Source organism: Herminiimonas sp. KBW02 (assembly GCF_003852535.1).
Classification (GTDB): domain Bacteria; phylum Pseudomonadota; class Gammaproteobacteria; order Burkholderiales; family Burkholderiaceae_D; genus Oxalicibacterium.
Genome location: NZ_QAJP01000004.1, coordinates 580,550 through 603,129, shown reverse-complemented (window position 1 = coordinate 603,129; position 22,580 = coordinate 580,550). Strand labels below are relative to the sequence as shown.

The 22,580-nt window shown below is 45.6% G+C and carries 21 protein-coding genes; all 21 read right to left on the bottom strand.

Annotated features, from left to right (window positions below; all coding sequences use genetic code 11):
• Positions 1 to 56 precede the first annotated feature (56 nt).
• Positions 57 to 1,199, bottom strand: a complete 1,143-nt coding sequence (locus tag DBR37_RS07125; protein WP_124573755.1) for a glycosyltransferase family A protein — start codon at positions 1,197 to 1,199, stop codon at positions 57 to 59.
• Between the two features lie 13 nt (positions 1,200 to 1,212).
• Positions 1,213 to 1,857, bottom strand: a complete 645-nt coding sequence (locus tag DBR37_RS07120; protein WP_124573754.1) for an acetyltransferase — start codon at positions 1,855 to 1,857, stop codon at positions 1,213 to 1,215.
• Entirely contained in the window at positions 1,854 to 2,963 is a 1,110-nt protein-coding gene (locus tag DBR37_RS07115) for a DegT/DnrJ/EryC1/StrS aminotransferase family protein (RefSeq protein WP_124573753.1), read from the bottom strand. Before DBR37_RS07115 ends, DBR37_RS07120 begins: the two co-directional genes overlap by 4 nt.
• Positions 2,960 to 4,183, bottom strand: coding sequence for a class I SAM-dependent methyltransferase (locus DBR37_RS07110; RefSeq protein WP_124573752.1), 1,224 nt, complete (start codon positions 4,181 to 4,183; stop codon positions 2,960 to 2,962). Before DBR37_RS07110 ends, DBR37_RS07115 begins: the two co-directional genes overlap by 4 nt.
• Positions 4,180 to 4,749, bottom strand: a complete 570-nt coding sequence (rfbC, locus tag DBR37_RS07105) for a dTDP-4-dehydrorhamnose 3,5-epimerase (protein ID WP_124573751.1) — start codon at positions 4,747 to 4,749, stop codon at positions 4,180 to 4,182. Before rfbC ends, DBR37_RS07110 begins: the two co-directional genes overlap by 4 nt.
• A complete protein-coding gene (gene rfbG, locus DBR37_RS07100) occupies positions 4,746 to 5,816 on the bottom strand; it encodes a CDP-glucose 4,6-dehydratase (protein ID WP_124574191.1) in 1,071 nt (356 codons plus the stop codon). Before rfbG ends, rfbC begins: the two co-directional genes overlap by 4 nt.
• Entirely contained in the window at positions 5,807 to 6,580 is a 774-nt protein-coding gene (rfbF, locus tag DBR37_RS07095) for a glucose-1-phosphate cytidylyltransferase (RefSeq protein ID WP_124573750.1), read from the bottom strand. Before rfbF ends, rfbG begins: the two co-directional genes overlap by 10 nt.
• Positions 6,581 to 6,619: 39 nt before the next feature.
• Positions 6,620 to 7,669: a hypothetical protein gene (locus DBR37_RS07090; RefSeq protein ID WP_124573749.1), complete on the bottom strand. Its 1,050-nt coding sequence runs from the start codon at positions 7,667 to 7,669 to the stop codon at positions 6,620 to 6,622.
• A complete protein-coding gene (locus DBR37_RS07085; RefSeq protein ID WP_124573748.1) occupies positions 7,666 to 8,904 on the bottom strand; it encodes an N-acetyl sugar amidotransferase in 1,239 nt (412 codons plus the stop codon). The genes DBR37_RS07090 and DBR37_RS07085 overlap by 4 nt, the downstream gene beginning before the upstream one ends.
• Positions 8,897 to 9,682, bottom strand: a complete 786-nt coding sequence (locus tag DBR37_RS07080) for a HisA/HisF-related TIM barrel protein (RefSeq protein ID WP_124573747.1) — start codon at positions 9,680 to 9,682, stop codon at positions 8,897 to 8,899. Before DBR37_RS07080 ends, DBR37_RS07085 begins: the two co-directional genes overlap by 8 nt.
• The gene (hisH, locus tag DBR37_RS07075; protein ID WP_124573746.1) at positions 9,675 to 10,283 is read right to left on the bottom strand and encodes an imidazole glycerol phosphate synthase subunit HisH; all 609 of its coding nucleotides are present in this window, start codon (positions 10,281 to 10,283) and stop codon (positions 9,675 to 9,677) included. The genes DBR37_RS07080 and hisH overlap by 8 nt, the downstream gene beginning before the upstream one ends.
• The gene (locus DBR37_RS07070) at positions 10,280 to 11,407 is read right to left on the bottom strand and encodes an N-acetyl sugar amidotransferase (RefSeq protein ID WP_124573745.1); all 1,128 of its coding nucleotides are present in this window, start codon (positions 11,405 to 11,407) and stop codon (positions 10,280 to 10,282) included. Before DBR37_RS07070 ends, hisH begins: the two co-directional genes overlap by 4 nt.
• Positions 11,407 to 12,363 carry a bifunctional 2-polyprenyl-6-hydroxyphenol methylase/3-demethylubiquinol 3-O-methyltransferase UbiG gene (locus DBR37_RS07065; RefSeq protein WP_124573744.1) on the bottom strand — a complete coding sequence of 319 codons (957 nt, stop codon included), beginning with the start codon at positions 12,361 to 12,363 and terminating at the stop codon, positions 11,407 to 11,409. Before DBR37_RS07065 ends, DBR37_RS07070 begins: the two co-directional genes overlap by 1 nt.
• A 22-nt stretch (positions 12,364 to 12,385) precedes the next feature.
• Positions 12,386 to 13,441 carry a pseudaminic acid synthase gene (pseI, locus tag DBR37_RS07060; RefSeq protein WP_124573743.1) on the bottom strand — a complete coding sequence of 352 codons (1,056 nt, stop codon included), beginning with the start codon at positions 13,439 to 13,441 and terminating at the stop codon, positions 12,386 to 12,388.
• On the bottom strand, positions 13,434 to 14,969 hold the full coding sequence (gene pseG, locus DBR37_RS07055) for a UDP-2,4-diacetamido-2,4,6-trideoxy-beta-L-altropyranose hydrolase (RefSeq protein ID WP_124573742.1): 1,536 nt from the start codon (positions 14,967 to 14,969) through the stop codon (positions 13,434 to 13,436). The genes pseI and pseG overlap by 8 nt, the downstream gene beginning before the upstream one ends.
• Positions 14,970 to 15,406: 437 nt before the next feature.
• Complete coding sequence (gene pseF / locus DBR37_RS07050) at positions 15,407 to 16,117, bottom strand: pseudaminic acid cytidylyltransferase (protein ID WP_124573741.1); 711 nt, start codon at positions 16,115 to 16,117, stop codon at positions 15,407 to 15,409.
• A 54-nt stretch (positions 16,118 to 16,171) separates the two neighbouring features.
• Entirely contained in the window at positions 16,172 to 17,347 is a 1,176-nt protein-coding gene (gene pseC, locus DBR37_RS07045) for a UDP-4-amino-4,6-dideoxy-N-acetyl-beta-L-altrosamine transaminase (protein WP_199739059.1), read from the bottom strand.
• Between the two features lie 25 nt (positions 17,348 to 17,372).
• Complete coding sequence (locus DBR37_RS07040) at positions 17,373 to 19,160, bottom strand: ABC transporter ATP-binding protein (RefSeq protein WP_199739058.1); 1,788 nt, start codon at positions 19,158 to 19,160, stop codon at positions 17,373 to 17,375.
• Positions 19,161 to 19,168: 8 nt separating this feature from the next.
• Positions 19,169 to 20,512 carry a UDP-glucose/GDP-mannose dehydrogenase family protein gene (locus tag DBR37_RS07035; RefSeq protein WP_124573740.1) on the bottom strand — a complete coding sequence of 448 codons (1,344 nt, stop codon included), beginning with the start codon at positions 20,510 to 20,512 and terminating at the stop codon, positions 19,169 to 19,171.
• Entirely contained in the window at positions 20,509 to 21,468 is a 960-nt protein-coding gene (locus DBR37_RS07030; RefSeq protein WP_124573739.1) for a GDP-L-fucose synthase, read from the bottom strand. The genes DBR37_RS07035 and DBR37_RS07030 overlap by 4 nt, the downstream gene beginning before the upstream one ends.
• A 12-nt stretch (positions 21,469 to 21,480) precedes the next feature.
• Complete coding sequence (gmd, locus tag DBR37_RS07025; protein WP_124573738.1) at positions 21,481 to 22,566, bottom strand: GDP-mannose 4,6-dehydratase; 1,086 nt, start codon at positions 22,564 to 22,566, stop codon at positions 21,481 to 21,483.
• Positions 22,567 to 22,580 lie beyond the last annotated feature (14 nt).

The following is a 22,580-nucleotide window of genomic DNA, read 5'->3' as shown; positions in this document are numbered from 1 at the left end:
TTTTGACAAACAACACCTTAAGCAGAGAATAGATATCAGTAACACTGTAAAAAGCACTACAGGCGGGACAATTCATCAGAAGCTTTACCTATATTTGAAAATCTTCCCCTGTCACTTGAAATAATTTTCTTTGATACAAATCGATCTATTAAGCCCAATCTTTTTGAATTTATTTGATATACGCTATCAATCAGAAAAAGTAAGAGTGAACAACAGGAGAGAACAAAAGTGTTCAGTTCAGAGCCCAACTCTTCTTTTACTTTCATTTTTAAATCACTATTTTTGCGCGCGACGCCGGCATAAACAAAATACTTAACGAAAACAGATTTCCAGAATGGCGCCGGCAGTGGGGAATTAAGCAAAGCATCATACGTAAACAATGCCCCATCTCTGAGAATAAAAAGATTCATAGGAATCGCAGAGGTAATGTGAAAACCATCGTCAGCACATTGCTGCCAGAATTCTTTATATCGCTCTTTCGCTTTCCCGGCACCAGAAAAACCCACACTTTTGGCAGAAGTTCCCACCCAAAATAAAGGCTTTTCCAGTCTCAAATATTTTTTGGTCCTACAAGCAATTGCTATTGCAGAGTAAACATCGGGGCTCGTCGCAAAATAAAAGCGGCCATTACAGTCGGACTTAATTTGATCAATAAGTTTTTTACGAATCAGGCCCGTAGTATATGCCTGCGGCATATCTGTATAAACAGCAATTGAGCAAAGTGACAAAAACAGATTCAAACCGCTACGCTTTACTGCTGCTTTCACTCTGGATTGATATGCGACGACGGTATCCCCATACAAATCCTCACAGCCAGGCCAAAAATAATATGCCCGCCTACTGACCAAAGCATCAATTTGATCCAAATTCAATTTATCAAGATCAGAAAAGAAATCTGGCATGAGTGCATCATCATCGCCCAATATAGTTATCCACTCACCGTTAGCTTGGGAAAGGATAAATTCGTAATGTGCCGGCATGGATAAAGGCCGTTCTGGCATAACCACTCTTACACGTGGATCGTCCAATGTCGCCAGATAATCATGCGTGTCATCAGAAGAATGATTATTGCTTATTATTAGCTCGAAATCTTTACTACCTTGTTTCAATGCACTCTGGATTGCGAATGGCAGATACTGTGCTCCATTTCGAGTTGGTATCAAAATTGAATATTTAGGACGGTCGATAGAAATGCTCATTACTGTCTGACACCTAAATATTTCTAATTATTCTGGCAGGACAACCTGTAACAACGACACCCTCCGGTAAGTCTTTGGTAACCACTGCTCCTGCGCCTACGATTGTATTAGCGCCGATACTCAAACGAGGTAATACCACAGCACCAGCCCCAATCATTACGTTGTCGCCGAGATGAACGCATCCGCACAATGTTGCGCCCGGGGCAAGATGGACGCCATCCCCCAACACACACTCATGATCCACTGATGCTTTGTGATTAATAATGCAAACCTCTCCAAGGACGCTATCGGCTGCAACAATCGCTTGTCCCAACACTTGAGACCCATTACCGAGAAATACCGTATTACAAATCAAAGCTGTCGGATGAACCAAGGGCTCCAGCTGTAAGCCGGAATCACTAAATAATTTTTGTATCTGGATACGATCAGCACCACGTGCTCCTCCTATCGCGACAACGCCTGTTACATTGGAAACGTCCCCGTATCCTTTTAGCCAGGCATGAAATCCATCGACGCCCTTAAATACCGGAACATCTGGTAATACAGTAGCGACATCCCGATTATCAAAGAAGGCCGCGACAATACCGCCCTGCAATTTAATCAAGCTCGCTACAACTTTAGCGTGGCCAGCACATCCCCATATAACGTACTTTTTCATGATCTCAATACGTTTTTGATCACACTAATAACCCTATCTTGCTCCTGAAGGGAAATATCATGAAAGCTTGGAAGATTGATCGCTCTCAATGGCACACTGGACGATATTTCCTTTCCTTGTTCGCCTCCCAAGATAGGCAAACTAGATAACGCATGGAAGAAGACCCTTGCATCGATGTTTTCCTCAGCAAAAGCAGCTTGCAGATTTTCGCGAGTCACCCCAGTTTCTGCATCGAACACCACCGTGGGCATCCATGCCCCGTTGATCGTATTCAAATGTTCGGGATTCATTGAAATGCCGGGTATAGCGACCAATTGATCCCGGTAATAATAGAAAATATCCCGTTTGCGCTTGATTAACTCATCGATACGTTCCATCTGCGCGCAGCCTAAAGCCGCCTGAATGTTAGACATTTTGTATTTAAATCCAACCATATCAGGCCAGAACTGCTTACTTTGCCCTCGAGCACGTCCATGATTACTCAATGTGAGCACGGTTTCGTACAATGCAGCGTCATCGGTCACGAACATACCGCCTTCGCCGGTAGTAAGAGTTTTGGTTCCATGAAACGAAAAAGTCCCAAATCTTCCCATAGAGCCGGCTCGTTTTCCTTGGTAGACAGAACCTATGGCTTCAGCGGCATCCTCAATTACCGGGATTCCGTGCTTTTTCCCAATAGCTAGCAACTTATCCATATCGCAAAGATTGCCATATAAATGCACAGCGACAATTGCCTTTGTATTCGGAGTAATTGCTTGCTCTACCAAATCCGGATCGATGCACCAGGTGTCTGACAGGATATCGACAAAAATCGGTTTTGCACCGAGATGCACAATGGGTGATGCTGTCGCGATCCAATTTGTGTCCGCCATAATCACTTCATCACCCGGACCTATACCTAAAGCTGCCATTCCCATATGCAAAGCACCAGTACAACTCGAGGTGGCGATCGCATATTGAACGTTTAGATGCTTTTTAAAAGCATCCTCAAAACGATGGATATACTCATAGCATTTTTCGCCCCAACCGTTGGTCGCAGCATCAGTCGCGTAACTAACCTCCAATCCGGTAATGGAAGGTTTTGTATAGTGAATCCTCGACTTCATACGATCTCCAGCCTCGGTACGGCCGTAACAAATTTTGTCCCAAGGGCAGCAAGCCCGGAATTTTGTTGCTTCACCTCGGAAGCAATATTCCAAGGAAGAATAACCAGATAATCTGGACGTCGTGTCTCCAAAACATTAGGCGCCAAAATGGGCACATGACTACCTGGCATATATTTGCCTTGCTTGGCGGGAGCAGCATCGCAAACAAATGCCAATAAGTCCGGCTTAACGCCCGCATAATTCAATAAAGTATTTCCTTTAGCCGCAGCACCGTAAGCCGCCACACTACTACCCGCACGTTTTTTTTCAATCAAAAAACTAAGCAGGTCATCTTTGACCTTATCTGCCCTCACTTGGAAAGTTTCGTATATCTCACTTGATTGCAGGCCTCGTCGACTCTCTTCTGCCAACATGTCCGTCACTGCTTGCGTAATCGATCGTGCGTCGTCCTGATGACAGCCATAAATACGCAGGCTGCCACCGTGTGTGGACAACTCTTCAACATCAAATACGCGCAGACCGGCTGCTTCAAAAATACGGCTGACGGTGTACAAAGAAAGATAAGAAAAGTGTTCGTGATAGACGGTATCGAATTGAGTATGCTCAAGCAGTCGCATCAGATGCGGAAACTCCAGGGTAATCGTTCCTCCTGGCTTAAGAGCAGCATTCAAGCCACGTGTAAAGTCATTAATATCAGGTACGTGTGCATACACGTTGTTTCCAGCGATCAAATCCGCCTGCTTACCATCAGCAGCCAGTTTTTTTCCTAAAGCTTCACCAAAAAACTCACGTAATACCGGAATACCCATTTTCTCAGCGACTAGAGCAGTACTCGCGGTGGGCTCAATTCCCAAACATGGAATTTCAGCTCTTAAAAAATTTTGTAGAAGATAGCCATCGTTCGAAGCAACCTCAATGACAAGGCTGTCTTTATCAAGCTTAAACTGTTCAATCATCTTCTCTGCATATCTGGCAGCGTGCGACAACCATCCCGTTGAAGTACTTGAAAAATAAGCATAGTCAGCATCAAACAATTCGTCAGCTTGGGTGTAATCATCGGTTTGCGCTAGCCAGCAATCCGTACAGACCAGAACTCGCAACGGAAAATATTTTTCTGGCGCAGATAAAGTCTGCTCTGTCAGGTAAGCATTTGAAGGGGGGGCGGAACCCAAATCAACTAAGGTCAAAGCCAATTCGGCCTGACAATGACGGCATTTCATAAAATAATTCCCTGAAAATTCTGTTCAATAAACATGTGCTTACGATCTCGATCCGATAGCTCGACGATATCTAAAGGCCAATTGATACTCAACGCGGGATCAAGTGCGTTCAATGCATCTTCCGAGGCTTGATGGTAAGCCTCTGTGTGCAAATAGATGAGTTCACAATCCTCAGTAAGCGTCTGAAAACCGTGCGCAAATCCCTCTGGAATCAACAGGCTCTTACGATTTGCTGCCGACAAAACCTCGCCATGCCAATGTAAAAAAGTTGGCGAGTTCTGACGCAGGTCGACAGCGACATCCCATACTTCACCTTTGATACAACTCACCAGTTTTTTTTCTGCATGCGGGATATGCTGAAAATGCATACCCCTCACTGCACCTTTTTTTCTTGTGAGCGTGTGATTTATTTGCACTACAGGCATACTCACGCCAGCTTTTGCAAATTCTTCAGCGCAAAAAAACCGGGACAAATAGCCCCGCTCATCTTCTATTGCCGTTCTTTGCACTAAACAAAGTCCTGCAAACTCCCCAATTGGACTGAAGCTAAAGCGGCCACTACTCATTTCACTTCCCTTGCGCCACTGTATTCAGATATCTGGGACAACGAAACTGTGCGCATATCTTCAGCATTCTTCCACGCTGTATGCCACTCTAGCGTTTTATGTAATGCAGTTTGCAGGCGCCACTGAGAATTCCAGTTCAAACGATTACTCGCTTTACTACTATCCAGCTTTAAATAATTAGCCTCATGCAATTGCGGTGAACTATCAAGCTGCCACTTAACGCCATTGTTCATTGCCGCCATTTTTTCGATAATCCATTGAACGGGACGTGCGTCCTCATCCAAAGGACCAAAGTTCCATGCTTCCGCGAAGCGGCTTCCATCCGTATAAAGCCGCTCGGCAAGAGCCAAATAACCTGATAATGGTTCTAAAACATGTTGCCAAGGCCTCGTCGAATTTGGTGAGCGTATTGTCAACGTCTCACCTTGATCCAAGGCCCTGAGAAAATCAGGAAGCAAACGGTCAGACGACCAATCCCCGCCTCCAATTACATTCCCAGCTCTAGCACTCGCAATCGACACTCCGGCCGAATCTAAATAAGACCGCCTGTAAGCCGAAGTCACCAGTTCTGCACATCCTTTACTACTCGAATAGGGGTCAAATCCGCCCATGGCTTCATTTTCCCGATATCCCCAGTCCCACTCCCGATTTTCATAACACTTATCTGTAGTAACGTTTACCACCGCTTTAACTGACGGCGTTCCACGAATAGCTTCCAGCAAATGCACTGTACCCATTACGTTAACTGCGTATGTCTCTACTGGCTCCGCGTATGAGTACCGTACCAATGGCTGAGCAGCAAGATGCAACACGATTTCAGGCTGTGCGCGCTGCATCGCGGCTCGTAATAAATAAGCATCCCGAATATCGGCGATCGTACTGCTCGCCATATGTTTGCCAACATTAGCGACAGTAAAGAAATTTGGATCTGTTGACGGAGTCAGCGCATAACCATGTACTTCAGCCCCCATAGACTGAAGCCAGAGCGCAAGCCAGCCGCCTTTGAAGCCGGTGTGCCCAGTCAGAAAGACCCGTTTTCCTTGCCAAAAAGTATGACTCACGCCCATATCTTCCAAGGTGCCTGACTAGATTGCCACAGACCCTCCAAATGATTTTTATCTCGTAAAGTGTCCATCGGCTGCCAAAATCCGCGATGTTCAAACGCCCTTAACTCCCCTTGCTCAGCCAGCCTTGCTAAAGGCTGACCTTCCCAGGAGGTACGGTCATCTTCGATCAAATCAATGCATTTAGGGGAGAGAATGAAAAACCCCCCATTGATCCAACCGCCATCACCTTGCGGTTTTTCGATAAAACCACGTACGACCTCACCATCCATATCAAGCGCCCCATAACGCCCTGGAGGCTGCACAGCAGTTACCGTTGCCAACTTCCCATGTTGCTTATGAAAAGCAATTTGCGCACCGATATCAATATTTGACACCCCATCACCATAGGTGAAACAAAACTCCGGCTCATCTTCCAGATACTGCGCCACTCTTTTCAGACGCCCACCGGTCATCGTTTCGTCACCGGTATCCACCAGCGTTACCTTCCAGGGTTCGGCATTGCGCTGATGAACTTCCATTTTATTTGCTTGCATGTCGAATGTGACGTCAGACATATGCAAAAAGTAGTTCGCGAAATACTCTTTAATGACATAGCCTTTATATCCGCAACAAACAACAAAATCATTGATCCCATACGTTGAATAGATTTTCATGATGTGCCAAAGAATTGGACGCCCACCAATTTCAATCATAGGTTTAGGCCGCGTCGAAGTTTCTTCGCTAATCCGCGTGCCCAACCCTCCTGCAAGAATGACTGCCTTCATATTTGATTTTCCCAATTTGAATCTGGCTCAAACAACACCTTATGATTTTTTTAAAACTTTCCTGACCATCTCTAATAGTCCCATTTTCCTTAAGAGATGACTCGCTATTGGCTTCAGCATTTGGGGCCAATTTCTCCAGTGTGCGTAAAATTCTCCCCAGAGAATTTTTGAGATGTCAGCCTGATTCAATTTAGAATCCAGTCCCAGCATAGAGCGAACAAATGTAGCTTGTTCAAGTGTGACTTGGTCAACCGGCGAGCGAAATAAGCGCTCTGCTTGTAACACTAGGTGTTCATGCTTTTCATCTTGATATCGTGGCACCTCACCAATTACTTGCCCCGGATGAGATAAATTTATAAGCTTGGGAATAGATCCCATAAAAAAATAGGGAACTCCCAATTCTACGCAGTACGCAACCTGAGACCCCCAATCCTGGGAGGTCGCGTAAGAGTAATTTTTGATTAAATTATAAAATCGATCTACAAACATTGTGGAAGACGAATTCCCTGCGGTAACTAACGGAAAGCCATGACGTCTTAGTTCCTTATGGTGCCCGGCATTAATATCGTGCATATGCAAACAAAGAACTACCGGTTGGAACTTTTCTGGCAAATTACGTAAACTTGAAAAGTACTCGTCAGAATCATGCCCTTCCCAAACCAATCCGGGTGCGAGATGTGTAAAAAAAACGATCGTTCCAGAAGGTTGATCTTTCCGCTTTATGTTTAGACCCTTCCGGTACCCTATCCAAGGATGAGGTATCCGCACGACCTGAGGATGAGTCGAATCTTTAAATCGCTCCGCCTTAACTGGATTCCATGTGAAGTGTATACGCTCAGACTCATTCAGCTCATGCACCTGCAACAGGGATTCCAATCCAACCCCATGATCCGCTTGGCAGTACAAAGGAAATATCCGAGGATACTTCGACAAATAACGAAAACATTTACCGAAACTGTAGACTTCAGTTGTCCAGTTACGCCAGGTTGCGATACCCGTCGCATCAACCTTACAAGCCTTTTCCAATTGTTCGTCAGTCATACCACCAGCGAAATCATTCGCCATAGCGTCCTCATCACGCTGTTTCACGGCCAACCTTTTCCGATGGTGATATAGGAGGCCGCCCTATCCATTTCAAGACTACTATTAACTTGAAACAAGTCCGATGGTCTCACCTCCGAAGACAAACCTTCAGCTCTTTGCACACTCCAGCCTTTAAATATCCACTTATCCGGCTCGATCTGTTCCCAGCAATCCGGATTACGATGCATATCCAGCATAAATTGCAATGAACGAGGAGCGATCCCCAACCAATCGCAAAATTGCTCAGAATATTTCAAAGTACGCTGCTCATACTTCGTAACTAATGCATGTCCTTCTTGCCGTGTAAGTCTTCCAAAACGAATTTCACGGGAAGCATGATCAGTCACTTTGGAGTAACCGTGCTTATACAACTTCAGTTGATCATGTAAATCCATGTAGTTAAAACAGTCTACAAAATCGTATGCGTCAAAGGTTCTAGAAAAACTAGCAGTCTGATACCCATACTCTGTCACCATTTTTTCATGCTGAGCTTTAGGGTCCCAACGAACGTAATTGCCCAAATAGATCCCTCTCACCCCCACTGCATTTAACTCTTGATCGTCCGGATATCGGTATTGCCAGATATCCTCTTCTTTTAGAGTATCAAAAATTGATAACAGATCGTCCGCCTCGTGCCCCATCAAGTCATGATCTTTGCGATATCGCCTTGTCATCTCAACTTCATGCTCATGGGAAAACATTCCCACTTGTTCCAGTCCTTGGTGAGCGCCCCATATAATGAGTGGAATTTTGTATCGAACAGCAGTTTGCACCGGGAATACAGTCTGCCCAGCCAATACAGGCCAATAAATACTGCCCAAACGACGCAAAGTCGTACGGGTGATGTTCTTCACCGATATTGGATTGATGTTTTGGTAAAGGATGTCGCAGTTAAATTGGATGCGTAAATTCGCAAGATTCCTGATCCCTAGAGGTGTATTAAAATATTTGTTATAAGTCACCAGCAATGGATTAAGGCCAAGTTCCTTCTTGATCAAATGCACGATATAGTATGAATCATGAGCCCCGGAAACAGGCACGATGCAATCGTAATTCTTACCATCTGTATTTCGATAAGGTTGGACTAGGCTGCGCAGTTTTTCCCATCGCGCGCCCCAATCAAGCTTATCCTTCTCTTCATGAATACGACAGCCTGAACAAATCCCCTCTTCGTCAAGAATTAAACCCAATGGGTGAGCCGTGCCGTATAGGCAGCGCTTACAAAAATTATTTTTATGCATGGGCTAATAATGGATACTTTGATTCGTAATGAGGGGAACGAAGTGGCATACCTAACAGTGCTTCTTTACACTTCTGAATAGCATGCTCGCGATAACTCAACGAGTTACCAATAGCAATTGCCATTGTGCTGGCCCTTTCCAAAATAGACTCAATATGCGTCGGCCCCGCAATTCCTCCAAAAGCAATCAATGGCAATTGTTGGGATGGGAAAGTATCAAGAAGAGCAGTATTAAAAACACCGCAGCCCCCCTCGTTGAGCCAATCAACAATTAGAATTTCTGAAACGACTCCAGTTTGGAGTAAATTCAATACTTTGTCCGAAATAGCACTCGATGTATGAGTACGATAATCCAGCCACCTCAACTCTCCATTTAATAGAGAAAGAGGGAGCGCAGCGACGAGTGCTTGAGCACCAAGTTTATGGGACAGTTCCGCAATACATTCATGATCATCATGCAAAAGAGCATCTAACACTAGGCGATCAGCACCGAGTTGAACAGCAGCAACCCCATCGTTTGCAGAACGGATTCCACCACTGTATATCAATGGTGTTTCCAATCCTAAACGCCCAATTTTTTCCAACAAACTAAAATCTGGTCCTAGCTTGTCAATGGAGCGATCAATAACTTGAACAAGAATTTCATCAGCGCCCCATCGATCCAGGTTTTCAATCAAGCATTCCGGCTTACCCAAAGGGAGATATCGTTTATAGCCAAATGACTGTACCGCCCAGCCATTTTTGACAGTCACCACTCCAATTAAACGCTTCTTAAGCATGGATCAATCCAGTAATGATATTTCTCAACAATTCTTTACCCGCCGCTTGGCTTTTTTCTGGATGAAATTGCAATCCAATTACATTGCCACGTCGAATAATCGCTGTGATCGGCTGAGGGTTTCGCGCGATACCAATCTGGTATTCGTCTGGCCCACGATAAACATAGGAATGATTAAAGTAAAAAGGATGACCATCACTCGCTTGCAATAAAGGCGATGTTTTTACACATTCGATCGTATTCCATCCGATATGCCATTTAGCATCAGGAAGTGGCATCACATCACCCGGAATCAAATCCAAACCGGTGGTGTATCGGTGCTCATAAGACGCACTGGCCAATAGCTGCATTCCCAAGCAAATACCGATAATCTTGGACTGGGACCGCGCTTTCTCCTGTAAATAACTAACGAGACCACGCTCATGCAATGCCTTCATCGCGCTTGGGAAAGCACCGACCCCAGGCAGCAGCAATACGTCGGTCTCATTCAGTACCGCGGCATCCGCGCTAATGCGTACGCGGAATCCCAAATCTCGAAGCGTATGTTCGACAGAGGCATGGTTACCCATACCATAGTCAACTATTCCCACAGTAGTACTCATAACCCCACGCCAACTTGGAATTTACGACGAATATTACCCATTGCATCTATTTCAAATAATTCCTTGTTCATAGACTCCTTCACATGGGCCCAAAAATCTTGCTTAGTAATTTGTATAAACTCACAAAAACTATCAATATATGCTTCTGAACAATTTCCATCGTACCGCTCGACCAAATCTGTTGCAGTCGCTCTATCCATTGCCCCTGAGCGCAGCTCCTCATTCACGTACTCGGTGATCTTGCCGAAACCAAATTTCAAGTATTTGATCATTTGATTCATATTGTGCCAATCTTCATCCAAATTGCTCAGCCCATATAAATCACCGGTTAGCTCAGGTGCCTCTTCTCTGATATGCAAGCCAACTGGGCATGCATAAGAAGCATTCTCCAGGAGCCCCCAATCTCCCAAAAACCAACCTAAAAATACTATTTGAATTTTCGAACTATCAAATGCTTCTATATCAGGATAAATATATGGGAGGATAGAATTGGCGTCATACCCTGCATCTAGCATCCATGCATGACCGGAGCTAAGGGTGTTTGAATAGCGCAAATTATTGCCGTCATAGCCGGTATTTCCCATTGTCTTGAGATCACCTACTTGTAATGCCGGATTTTCACCCCAAAAAATAAGGGGAATATTATATTTAATGGCCAACTGCGGAACTGAACTAAATAATGCCAACTCCGTAGAACGAGCCCAATTAGTAAATTTAAAAAAACTATCCCTCATCAGCCTACGCCAAGTCTCCGGCGCAGGCGTCGTCAACACGACATCAAAACCGTGATTGATTAAATTTGAGATGTTATCAACTCCCAACTGAGACACTTGCTGCGGGGGATGGCTTAGACAAACCAATAATGGCTTCAGTCCAAGGTTGTCACGCACCCATAGTGCCTGCCGTGTACTATCTTTACCCCCACTTACGCCAATTATGCAGTCAAAATATTGACCCGATTTTCGTTTAATTGTCTTGGTAAGATCACGCAATATTTCATATCGCTCTTGCCAATCAATAGATCGTGAATGCTGATAATAGTCACATGCAGGACACACACCCCCACTGTTAAAGTGAGTATTAGGCCGCGTATCCGGCTGCAAACAAACAGTGCAATATTTCATCAGAGAGAATGATTTTGTTCAAATGCAGACGCTACCACTGCATGTTCTGCGCGCAACAATGGAATACCGGAAAGAACAGGATAAACAATTCCAGTCTCGGCCGAATAAAATCCGGAAGTTCCTTGTGTCATTGGCGAAGACGTTAATGGACATTTCCATTGGATATTCGAAACCGGCGCGAGCTCAGTTGAGTGAGCGTTCTTTTTTTTAAGCAATAACAATCCACTAGGATTTTTTGGATTAATAGAATAATCAAGCAATCTATATTCGCTTACTTCGCCTTCCAATTTTTCAGCCACTTGCCTCAGATTTCGAACGTAACCATGAGCCCGCATACGCTCACGAGCAATCTCATCACTCAACTCATATGCAGGCTCTATCAGTACCACAGCCCGTCGTGCCACCCTCAACAATTCAGCTATAGCGTCCTCCTCTCGACCACCATTTGGCTCAAGAGAATGCGAGGTATAAACAACGTCTACACTCTGGTCGGCCAAAGGGATATCAAATAGATCTGCGACAAACAAATTAGCGGACACATTCTTTTGCGATAACCATTGAAGACCGTAGTTGCAACGAGACCAACTAATATCAAACCCTAAGGCATTCGGAGTGTGAGTCAGTTTCTGCAAAATGCCCGCCAGGGTAGTAGCCTCACCACAACCAACCTCAAGAAGGGAGCTCCCTTCGACAACGAGTGGATTCAATATCTCCGCCAGTTGTGAACACCATAAATCGCGCCCGCCAGGATTTTCTAATGCGTTACGTACATACGAACCGGCCTGCAAATCATAGGCAATTAAGGTTGCAACGGACGTATTAGAATCTTGCCCCAAACATGTACGCGCATACTCCATTACATTTTCACCACGCGCAAAAGCGGAGCGCATCCCTACAATTAGATTGCGCAGGCTGTTTGCATTGGATTTTAAAATTTCACTGGTATCTAAACTCATATTTTCCATTTTTCTCTTGGAGCTAGCCCAATAGGGACCAATCAAAAGCCGTTCCCCGCTTAATATCCTGATTCACTTTTTTCCCCAAGATATACTCTAAATATTTAGGAGCCATGCCCAAGCCAGGCCGAATTGCACGCACGTTTTCATGTGTTATAACCTGCCCCATTGCCATATCTGTTACTACATAGAGCGACCGTCGAAATTGAATTGATTTCTTTTCGGCAGCCGTAGGGCCGTAACTTATAACACCTAAAGCCTGCCAAGCTCGCTCCGATTCCTCTACTATCTGTTTCATTTCAGATGGCTCCATTGAAAAAGTACTATCCACCCCTCCCTCGGAACGATCTAAAGTGAAATGTTTTTCTATTACAGTAGCTCCTAGCGCCACGCTAGCAACCGAAACACCCACTCCCATCGTATGATCTGAAAGACCAACCTGGCACTGAAACAAATCACGCATATTAGGAATTGTGAGTATGTTCGTATTAGCCGCAGTTGCCGGATAAGTGCTGGTACATTTAAGCAATATCAAATCTTTGCAACCGGCTTCTCGCGCAGCAGCAACACTTTCTCCAAGCTCAGCTATATTGGCCATTCCGGTTGAAATTATCAGTGGCTTCCCGGTAGCAGCGACTTTTCGAATTAATGGAATGTCAGTATTTTCAAAAGATGCTATTTTGTAACATGGCACATTTAGAGTCTCCAAAAAATCTACTGCCGTTGCATCGAAAGGCGAACTAAAGGCAATAAGACCCAACTCTCGTGCCCGATCAAAAATTGGCTTATGCCACTCCCAAGGCGTATAAGCCTCGCCGTAGAGCTTGTAAAGTGAAGTCCCCGTCCAAAGACTATTAGGGTCACTTATATGAAATTCCCGTTCATCTAAATCCAAAGTCATCGTATCTGGAGTATACGTTTGAATCTTGATCGCATGCGCTCCCGTCTCCGCCGCCGCGTCAACAATTTGCAATGCTCGTTCCAGAGATTGATTGTGATTACCAGACATTTCAGCAATCACAAAGGGAGCATATTGCTGCCCAATTAATCTTCCAGAAATAGATATAGAATTAATCATTACTATGCAAGCTTTTCGAATAAAGAGTGGACTCAATCTGATAATCGGATCTTGAAAACAGCATCGAAGAACGTTTGTTTTTGTTCAATATATAGGCTTTAATTTGGCTAATATTTGGATAGCTTTTTGCAAGCCATTGCTCAGCACTTAATAACAAAGACCTCCCCAACCCGCTTGTCAATTTATCTGGGACGAGATAAATAGAAATCTCTGCCTCATTGTTCTGCATATCAAATCTAACCACACCGATAGGAGCCCCATCTGGCGCACGACCAATCAACAATACTCTTTGTGGGTCTTCTAACACTGCGAAAAACCATCGCTGGTGGTCGCTCCAATCAAGAACACTGTTATCGCGCGAAAACTTACGAATCTCCGGATGATTTCTCCAGCAGAACAAATTTTCTGAATCAGCCAAAGTCGCTTCCTTAATCTCAATGTCCACTATGGCTAATGACATCAAAACCATTGATAAGCCTTGTCCGACAACTACATCCATGCCATTTCTGGACATGAAATTTCTTAGATTAGAATTTTCGACTAGCGCAAGTGTATGTGTTTCTATCGCATACGTAAGATCTTCGCCTACTTCAGGGGCATATATCAAACCCAGCTGAGCAGCGTCTTCAATCAATTCGCGCTGATTTTCAGCCAAACAGAAAACAATACTGGGCAAGCCTACGCAGCAACGCTCCCACGATGCAACACCGCCCGCTCCAATGGATAAATCAGCAGCAGCCATTAGTTCGGCCAACTGATTTGTCTGAACATGACAACGAAAATTGTAAGCAGAACAGAGCTCAATAATTCGCTCTCGGCATGGGTGTTGAGCGCCAATTACTATATCTATATGAAATTTATCTATCGCGAGGCGAGATAGAGCTTCAATTGCATGTCCCGTGTAGTTATCCGCGTCCACACCACCAAAAAATACCAATATCCTCTTAACATCGCCAATACGTGGCTTCACTACTTTATGCAGAACGCCAAATTCGTTGCGAAGCAAGGCATATTGTGGTCCCAATAAGAGCTTGCAGTTCGCGCTCACTTTTCCCGCATATCGTCCTTGCATATCCACATAAAGATTTTGGTCAAGCAATACATCACAATCATGCCGCCTATCCGCAAGATCATCTATTACCATTACTTTTTTTGCGACGTGACGCAGCATTGATTCCCATCTATGATCAAGTGCATAATGATCAACAACTATCCAATCCCACGTCTCACCTCCCAACGCGTTAGCAGTATCAACAGCATCTTGCTCTTGCTCACACTCAAGCCAAGAAGAGTGTTTTAAGTCGTCAGATGCAATATTTGATACTGATGAAGGAAGTTGCGCAACTTCATGTTTTTTCTCTTTGAGCATTGAGCACAAATAGTCTGGCAAATTGCGACTTACAAAACGAGTTCTCCTCCCTTTTTGCTTTAAGCCGTCAGCCAACGTAATACACCGCATTAAATGACCGGTACCGATCAAATTTGATGCGTCAACTCGAAAAGCAATTTTTTCTTTATAGTTTTTCAAACGGCCACCAAGTTACATCGTCAAATCCTGCTACGTCATAGATATAGCTACTCGAAAAACCTTATTCCATTAGTTTTAAACTTCAATTTCGCAGCATTCATTTGTCAAAATCAAGTTTGAATAATTTTTTCTTTGACTCATTTAGACTCAAGCAAAATAAGAATACCCACCGGTTATCAGGTATTTTTGAGCAATCAACAATTTTCTTTCTTTTTATGTATTGGGCTAATTGGTTTGCATAAATGTGACTCAGAAAACCATGCCAAATACCAAGTCAAGGAATACTTTTTTTGAAATCACCACCCAAAATTGCACAACCAAACGCTTCACTATTTTCCAAAATCACTTTCCACGTTTCGGCATTGAAAGAGTAATCAAATTTCCGACTTTTCTATGCAATCTTACGCGTGCATGGTCTCCAGAATTCATCCTGTTGACTATTGAATTCCATCTTCATTATTTAATTCCAAGATATGCTTAGCAATTAACTCCGCTCTAATCCAATCCTCTTGATCATCAATATCCTGAACCCGCCATCGGGGCAGCAAAAGCGGAAATGAATGCTTATCAAAAATACGTGCCCCTTCTAACCAGGCAGAGGGACGTCCCCAATAAAATTGTCCTGTATCGTGCAATGCTTTCGGTAAATCTTGTGAGCGCGTCAGAAAAAGATCTGGAAAAAACATCTCCACACCGCCATTTTTTTGCTGCGAAAATGAACGAAAAATTGGCGCTGAAAAATCAGCAGCAGGAAACACATAAGACCAATCGCCAGCTTCCAAAATTTCCAGACCGCGTTTGATATCATCACCCTGTATGAACGGCGACGCGGCATAAATACAGCAAACTGCCGTGATTGGCCAGTTTTGATCTAACGCCCACTGTGTTGCGTGTCCGATTACTTCAGTTGTTCCAGCATGATCGTCAGACAAGTGAGGAGGCCTTAAAAAAGGAACCTGCACTCCCAAACCACATGCGATATCTCGTATTTCTTCGTCGTCAGTAGACACTAGTATGTGATCGAATACGCCTGATTTTTTTGCCGCTTCAATAGACCATGCAATCATCGGCTTCCCGCAAAAGTTTTTGATATTCTTTCGTGGAATTCGCTTACTTCCCCCGCGCGCAGGTATGACTGCAATTTTCATATTTAACCAAGTCAAACAATAAAGTCCGCAAAACGATCGAACAGCTCTCTTCTATCAAAACAAGGTCTGGTGTCCTATTGGAGTAATCAAACGATGCACAATTTCCTTCTGCTGTGACTCAGTGAGCTCTGGATACATCGGCAGGCTGATTGCTTCGCTATAGTATTTTTCAGCAGCGGGGAAGTCGTCAGGGTTGTAGCCCCGTCGCTCATAGAATGGCTGCCTATACACTGGTATGTAGTGAAGATTTACACCGATACCAGCGACACGTAAACGCTCGAATACCTCACGATGCCTTACCTTTATCGGATCTAGATGCAACCGAATGACATACAGATGTAAACCTGAATAACCATCTTTATGCTGCCAAGGTGTTGTCACCGCACAGTCTTTTAACAATTCATTGTAAGAATCCGCCAATACATGGCGTCTGGCGACAAATTTATCCAGGTTTTTCAATTGACTTAGCCCCAAGGCGGCTTGTATATCGGTCATTCGATAGTTAAAACCCAGCTCAATTTGCTGGTAATACCAAGGACCATCCGGCGTTTTAGTCATTTGACTGGGGTCACGTGTAATACCATGACTACGTAAACGCTCCATATGGCTCGCCAACTTAACATCGTTGGTCAAAACCATGCCACCCTCACCAGTCGTAATAATTTTTACGGGATGAAAACTAAAGACTGTAATGTCGCTATACCTGCAATTCCCGATCGGTTCGCCCTTATAACGTCCGCCTATGGCGTGCGAGGCATCCTCTATGATGCTAAAACCATACTTTTGTGACAATGCATGGATAGCCTCCATTTCACATGGCTGGCCACAAAGGTGAACCGGAATAACTACTTTCGGTAACTTTCCAGCCACTTCGGCCTGAATCAACTTTTCTTCCAGTCGCTCAACGCTCATATTGTATGTGGCAGGATCTATATCCACGAAATCAACATCTGCGCCGCAATATACTGCGCAATTTGCGCTCGCCACAAAAGTAATTGGGGTCGTCCAAACCACATCCCCTATACCAACTTTCAAGGCCAGACACGCGATATGTAGCGCTGATGTAGCACTATTAACCGCAAGAGCATGTCTCGCCCCACAGTAGTTCGCAATTGCACTTTCAAATGCAGGAACTACAGGACCTTGGGTCAAAAAATCTGACCGTAAAACATCTGCAACAGCCTGCACATCGGCCTCGGATATGGTTTGACGACCATAAGGAATAGTCATAATTGAATCACCTGTTCTTCTATGTTTAAGGTGGACTGCCAATTTGATCATTGGTCAACCCCACCCCCATTTGCTCAGGAACACCGGCGGCGATAACTTCGCCACCGTCAAGTCGATACAACCTGTCACAATGACCCACAGTCGACAAACGATGTGCGACTATTAATACAGTTTTATCTTTCAATGCACGAACTGCACGCATGACTTCAGATTCAGTGGGGGTATCCAACGCGCTAGTCGCCTCATCAAGCACCAATACCGAAGGCTTGTGATAGAGCGCTCGCGCAATACCAATACGCTGTCGCTGCCCACCAGACAGTCTCACTCCGCGCTCACCAACCATAGTCGCTAAGCCCTCGGGCAAACTCTCAATAAACGGCTCCAATTGGGCATCCTTGATCGCGTCTACTACCGCCTGCTCATCGATCTCTTCGTCAGCAACCCCAAATGCGACATTTCGTCTTAAAGTGTCATCAGTCAGAAAAATAGCCTGGGGAACATAACCGATTTGGTCTTGCCAGTTACGCAAACCATATTGGATATCTTTACCGTCCACATCAACACTACCAGAGCTTGGTTTAATCAAGCCCAATATGATGTCCACCAGAGTGCTCTTACCTGCACCGCTCGTCCCAATAAAACCTATCGACTCTCCTCGATTAATTTTCAGGCAGACATTGTTAATGGCAGGTTTTGCGGCGCTTTCATAAGAATAACTTATGTGATTTAGCTCTATATTTTTAGCAAAACGCGCCCCAGTCTCTACGCTCCGCACTTCAGGAGCGCCCAATTTAATTTCGGAATACGCCGTTTCAATACTAGAGAGTCCATATCGCAAAGACTGAATAGAAGCCAAAATACGATTAACGGAAGGCATTAGCCTGAAAGCGGCTGCAGCAAACATCCCCAAAGTGGGGAGCACCACATCCAACGCCCTTCCTTGCGCCAACATACTAATCACCAATATTGCCAATCCGGCTACAGCCAGAACCTCTAACCACAAACGCGGCAGCAATTGCAGAGTCGCTTGTCTTTGCGCTACTCGTGCGCCTTGCACATTATGCAATTCATATTTTTGCAAGAATTCTGTCTCACGTCCCAACAACTTAACGTCTTTGACTCCTCCTAGCCCCTGCATCAAATGCTGCATACGCAAGCCATCGTGCAACTGTCTGGCATCTCCCCAACGACTGATATGCCTGCGCGTGAATCGATGAAATCCCCATGCAGCCATACCCAGTACACCCACGGCAATCACTGCACCTAACGGTTCGACTAACAAAAGCAGACTGCATAGACCTAGCATTATCAGCGTTTCGCTAAACAAAATAAGTGCCGGCAAGACTCCATAAGTCGTGAGCATATTCACCTCACTGGAGACATTGCGTATCAACTGCGCAGAATTTCTCTGCAAATGAAAGGTGTAAGGCTGACTTAGATAGATTGAAAAGAGGCGTTGCGATAAACGCACCTGCAAATCGAAAGCAAAACGGTTTTGTTGCCATGCAAGTATCGCCAAAAGCACTCCCTTGATCAGATAAATAAAGACCAGGGACAGCATGCCTCCCACGACTAGTTGTTGCTGTGTTGGGTTGCCGAGCGACTCCAGAAAAGGCTTAGTCGCGGGATAATTAGTCGCAATATTGCCTTCAGTAAGTAAAGCCACCGCTGGAACAATCAAACTAACGCCCAGTGTTTCCAATAACATGCAAATAAACATCAGCACAAGCAATGCAATTGCCTGACGCCGCTCTGCGGATGTGAACAAACTCCATATTTTATGGAAGGTCGAAAATTTGCTGTTCGATGACATCTGGATACTCAAGCTTGCACTGACTGATGGCGGCCACGGCCTATGCCGTAGTAAATCAAGCCCAAAGCATCTACCGAAGCCGGCTCATAAAGATTACGCCCATCAAATATAACAGGCTGTTTCAACGTCTCTTTAATCACCGCAAAATCCGGGCTTTTGAAAGCCTTCCATTCCGTTACGATGATCAATGCATCCGCATTTTTCAGTGCTTCCAGCGGATTAGCCGCATATTGCAAATCTGCGCGTTCGCCATAGATATGCCTGGTTTCTTCTATCGCAACCGGATCATAGGCTGTAACCGTAGCGCCTCTTTGCCACAAACCTTCAAGCACAACACGACTGGTAGCCTCGCGCATGTCATCTGTACCCGGTTTAAACGCCAGGCCCCACAGCGCGAAATGTTTACCTTTTACATCACCACCAAAGTGCTTATCAACTTTCTGCAACAGCACTGATTTCTGCGCGTCATTAACACGTTCCACTGCATCCAGCACTTGCATCGGCAAACCATACTCTTCACCAGTACGTTGCAAGGCACTGATGTCTTTCGGGAAGCATGAACCGCCATAGCCGCACCCTGAATACAGGAAGTGGTAGCCAATGCGCTGATCCGAACCTATACCTTTACGCACGTGCTCTATATCGGCACCCACTTTTTCTGCCAGATTAGCCAGCTCATTCATAAATGAGATGCGTGTTGCCAACATCGCATTGGCGGCGTACTTGGTCAGCTCAGCCGACCTGACGTCCATCACGATCAAACGATCGTGATTACGCTGGAACGGAGCATACATCTTGCGCATATGTTCAATTGCTTGCGGGTCGTCAGCGCCGATAACAATGCGATCAGGGCGATTAAAGTCGTCAATGGCCGCCCCTTCCTTCAAAAATTCCGGATTGGAGACAACGCTGAAATCGATCTTGACGCCACGCTTATCCAGTTCTTCCTGCACAGCAGCACGGACCTTGTCTGCTGTGCCTACCGGTACGGTGGATTTATCAACGATAACCTTGTACTCGGTCATGACACGTCCGATCGCGCGCGCCGCAGCAACTACGTACTGCAAGTCAGCAGAACCATCTTCACCTGAAGGCGTTCCCACCGCAATCATTTGGATCAAACCATGTGCGACGCTCCCGGCCACATCAGTGGTAAATCGCAAGCGGCCTGCCGCCACATTGCGTGCGATCACCTCGTCCAGACCCGGCTCATAGATAGGCACGCGACCAGCCTGTAGCATCTCGATCTTTTTCGGATCTACATCGAGGCAAATGACGTTGTTGCCCAGATCAGCCAGGCAAGCGCCGGATACCAGGCCTACATAACCTGATCCAATCACAGTGATGTTCATACACCACCCTTCAAATACGTTTGATACGCCATCGTTATTCCATCTCGCATACTAGTGCTGGCTTGCCAGCCCAGTTGCGTCATTTTGTTAACATCAAGTAGCTTGCGCATGGTGCCGTCAGGTTTGGTGGTATCGAAAACCAGCTTGCCGGAAAACCCGACTATTTGACGAATCAGCTCGGCCAGCTCTCGTATGGTCAGGTCAGTGCCGCAACCGACATTGACCAGCGGAGGATGCACATCGCTGAACAGACTTTCCAGTTGTCCTTCCGGTTGCTCCAAAAGGTGCAGACAGGCATTCGCCATGTCATCGCTATATAAAAATTCACGCATAGGCGTGCCCGTGCCCCACACCACGACTTCATCCGCATTAGCCACCTTGGCTTCATGCATTTTGCGGATGAGGGCAGGCAGCACATGTGAGGTATTCAAGTCAAAATTGTCGTTAGGACCGTACAAATTGGTCGGCATCACCGTGATGTAGCGCGAGCCGTATTGGCGGTTGTAAGACCAGCACATTTCCAGTCCGGCGATTTTTGCCAGCGCGTAGGGACGGTTCGTCGGTTCCAGTTCACCGGTCAGCAAATACTCTTCCTTGATCGGCTGCGGGCAATCCTTCGGATAAATACACGAAGAACCGAGAAACAATAGTCGCTTTACATCGTTACGCCATGCTTCATGGATGACATTCGTCTGGATAGCGAGATTCTGATGTATGAATTCTGCAGGATAGATATTGTTCGCGTGTATGCCACCCACTTTGGCAGCAGCCAGCAACACATACTCCGGTTTCTCCGCGGCAAAAAACGCCTGCACGGCAGCCTGATTCGTTAAATCCAGTTCGGCATGCGTACGGGCCAGCAGATTACGATATCCGCGCGCATGCAGTCCGCGCATCAATGCAGATCCAACCAGGCCGCGATGGCCGGCCACATAAATTTTGCTATCGAGATTCATACTAACAGTCGCTTACTCGCGGTAATCCATGGTTTGGTAGCCATGTTTCTTGACCAACTCGTCTCTTTCCGCGCTCTTCAAATCTTCGCGGACCATCTCGGCGACCAGCTCGTCAAATGTGGTTTTCGGCGTCCAGCCCAGCAGCGCCTTGGCTTTGGAAGCGTCACCCAGCAGGCTTTCAACTTCAGTCGGGCGGAAATAACGTGGATCGACAGAGACGATGCAACGACCATCCTGGTCATAGCCCTTTTCATCTACGCCCTCACCTTTCCAGGTGATGGTGATACCGAGCTCTTTCGCTGCTGCATCGACAAAGTCGCGCACGCTGTATTGCACACCGGTAGCGATCACAAAGTCTTCTGGCTGTTCCTGCTGCAGCATCAACCACTGCATTTCGACGTAATCACGTGCATGCCCCCAGTCACGCTTCGCATCCATATTCCCCAAGAAGAGGCAATCTTGCAGCCCCAGCTTGATGCGCGCGAGCGCACGGGTGATTTTGCGCGTAACAAAGGTCTCGCCACGATTCGGCGACTCATGGTTAAAAAGTATGCCGTTACATGCATACATACCGTAGGCTTCGCGGTAGTTGACGGTAATCCAGTACGCATACAGCTTGGCCACTGCATAAGGGCTACGCGGATAAAACGGTGTAGTTTCTTTTTGCGGTGTTTCCTGTACCAAACCATATAGTTCAGAAGTCGAAGCCTGGTAAAAACGCGATTTCTTTTCCAGACCCAGAATCCGGATGGCTTCCAGCACGCGCAAGGTGCCTAGCGCGTCCGAATTGGCAGTGTATTCAGGCTCTTCAAAACTGACGGCTACATGGCTTTGCGCCGCCAGGTTATAAATTTCATCTGGTTGTGTTTGCTTGATGATGCGTATCAGGCTGGATGAGTCCGTCATGTCGCCATGATGCAGGATGAAACGTCTATCCTTCTCATGCGGATCCTGATACAGGTGATCGATACGATCTGTATTAAACAAGGAAGTACGGCGCTTGATGCCATGCACCTCATATCCCTTGTTCAACAAAAATTCGGCAAGATAGGCTCCATCCTGACCGGTAACACCTGTAATCAATGCAACTTTACGCATGGTTATTTTCTACT

Excerpts from the sequence above, each read along its gene's own strand:
- DBR37_RS07125 (WP_124573755.1), bottom strand. The coding sequence starts at position 1,199 with ATGAGCATTTCTATCGACCGTCCTAAATATTCAATTTTGATACCAACT.
- DBR37_RS07120 (WP_124573754.1), bottom strand. The coding sequence starts at position 1,857 with ATGAAAAAGTACGTTATATGGGGATGTGCTGGCCACGCTAAAGTTGTA.
- DBR37_RS07115 (WP_124573753.1), bottom strand. The coding sequence starts at position 2,963 with ATGAAGTCGAGGATTCACTATACAAAACCTTCCATTACCGGATTGGAG.
- DBR37_RS07110 (WP_124573752.1), bottom strand. The coding sequence starts at position 4,183 with ATGAAATGCCGTCATTGTCAGGCCGAATTGGCTTTGACCTTAGTTGAT.
- rfbC (WP_124573751.1), bottom strand. The coding sequence starts at position 4,749 with ATGAGTAGTGGCCGCTTTAGCTTCAGTCCAATTGGGGAGTTTGCAGGA.
- rfbG (WP_124574191.1), bottom strand. The coding sequence starts at position 5,816 with ATGGGCGTGAGTCATACTTTTTGGCAAGGAAAACGGGTCTTTCTGACT.
- rfbF (WP_124573750.1), bottom strand. The coding sequence starts at position 6,580 with ATGAAGGCAGTCATTCTTGCAGGAGGGTTGGGCACGCGGATTAGCGAA.
- DBR37_RS07085 (WP_124573748.1), bottom strand. The coding sequence starts at position 8,904 with ATGCATAAAAATAATTTTTGTAAGCGCTGCCTATACGGCACGGCTCAC.
- DBR37_RS07080 (WP_124573747.1), bottom strand. The coding sequence starts at position 9,682 with ATGCTTAAGAAGCGTTTAATTGGAGTGGTGACTGTCAAAAATGGCTGG.
- hisH (WP_124573746.1), bottom strand. The coding sequence starts at position 10,283 with ATGAGTACTACTGTGGGAATAGTTGACTATGGTATGGGTAACCATGCC.
- DBR37_RS07070 (WP_124573745.1), bottom strand. The coding sequence starts at position 11,407 with ATGAAATATTGCACTGTTTGTTTGCAGCCGGATACGCGGCCTAATACT.
- DBR37_RS07065 (WP_124573744.1), bottom strand. The coding sequence starts at position 12,363 with ATGAGTTTAGATACCAGTGAAATTTTAAAATCCAATGCAAACAGCCTG.
- pseI (WP_124573743.1), bottom strand. The coding sequence starts at position 13,441 with ATGATTAATTCTATATCTATTTCTGGAAGATTAATTGGGCAGCAATAT.
- pseF (WP_124573741.1), bottom strand. The coding sequence starts at position 16,117 with ATGAAAATTGCAGTCATACCTGCGCGCGGGGGAAGTAAGCGAATTCCA.
- pseC (WP_199739059.1), bottom strand. The coding sequence starts at position 17,347 with ATGACTATTCCTTATGGTCGTCAAACCATATCCGAGGCCGATGTGCAG.
- DBR37_RS07040 (WP_199739058.1), bottom strand. The coding sequence starts at position 19,160 with ATGTCATCGAACAGCAAATTTTCGACCTTCCATAAAATATGGAGTTTG.
- DBR37_RS07035 (WP_124573740.1), bottom strand. The coding sequence starts at position 20,512 with ATGAACATCACTGTGATTGGATCAGGTTATGTAGGCCTGGTATCCGGC.
- DBR37_RS07030 (WP_124573739.1), bottom strand. The coding sequence starts at position 21,468 with ATGAATCTCGATAGCAAAATTTATGTGGCCGGCCATCGCGGCCTGGTT.
- gmd (WP_124573738.1), bottom strand. The coding sequence starts at position 22,566 with ATGCGTAAAGTTGCATTGATTACAGGTGTTACCGGTCAGGATGGAGCC.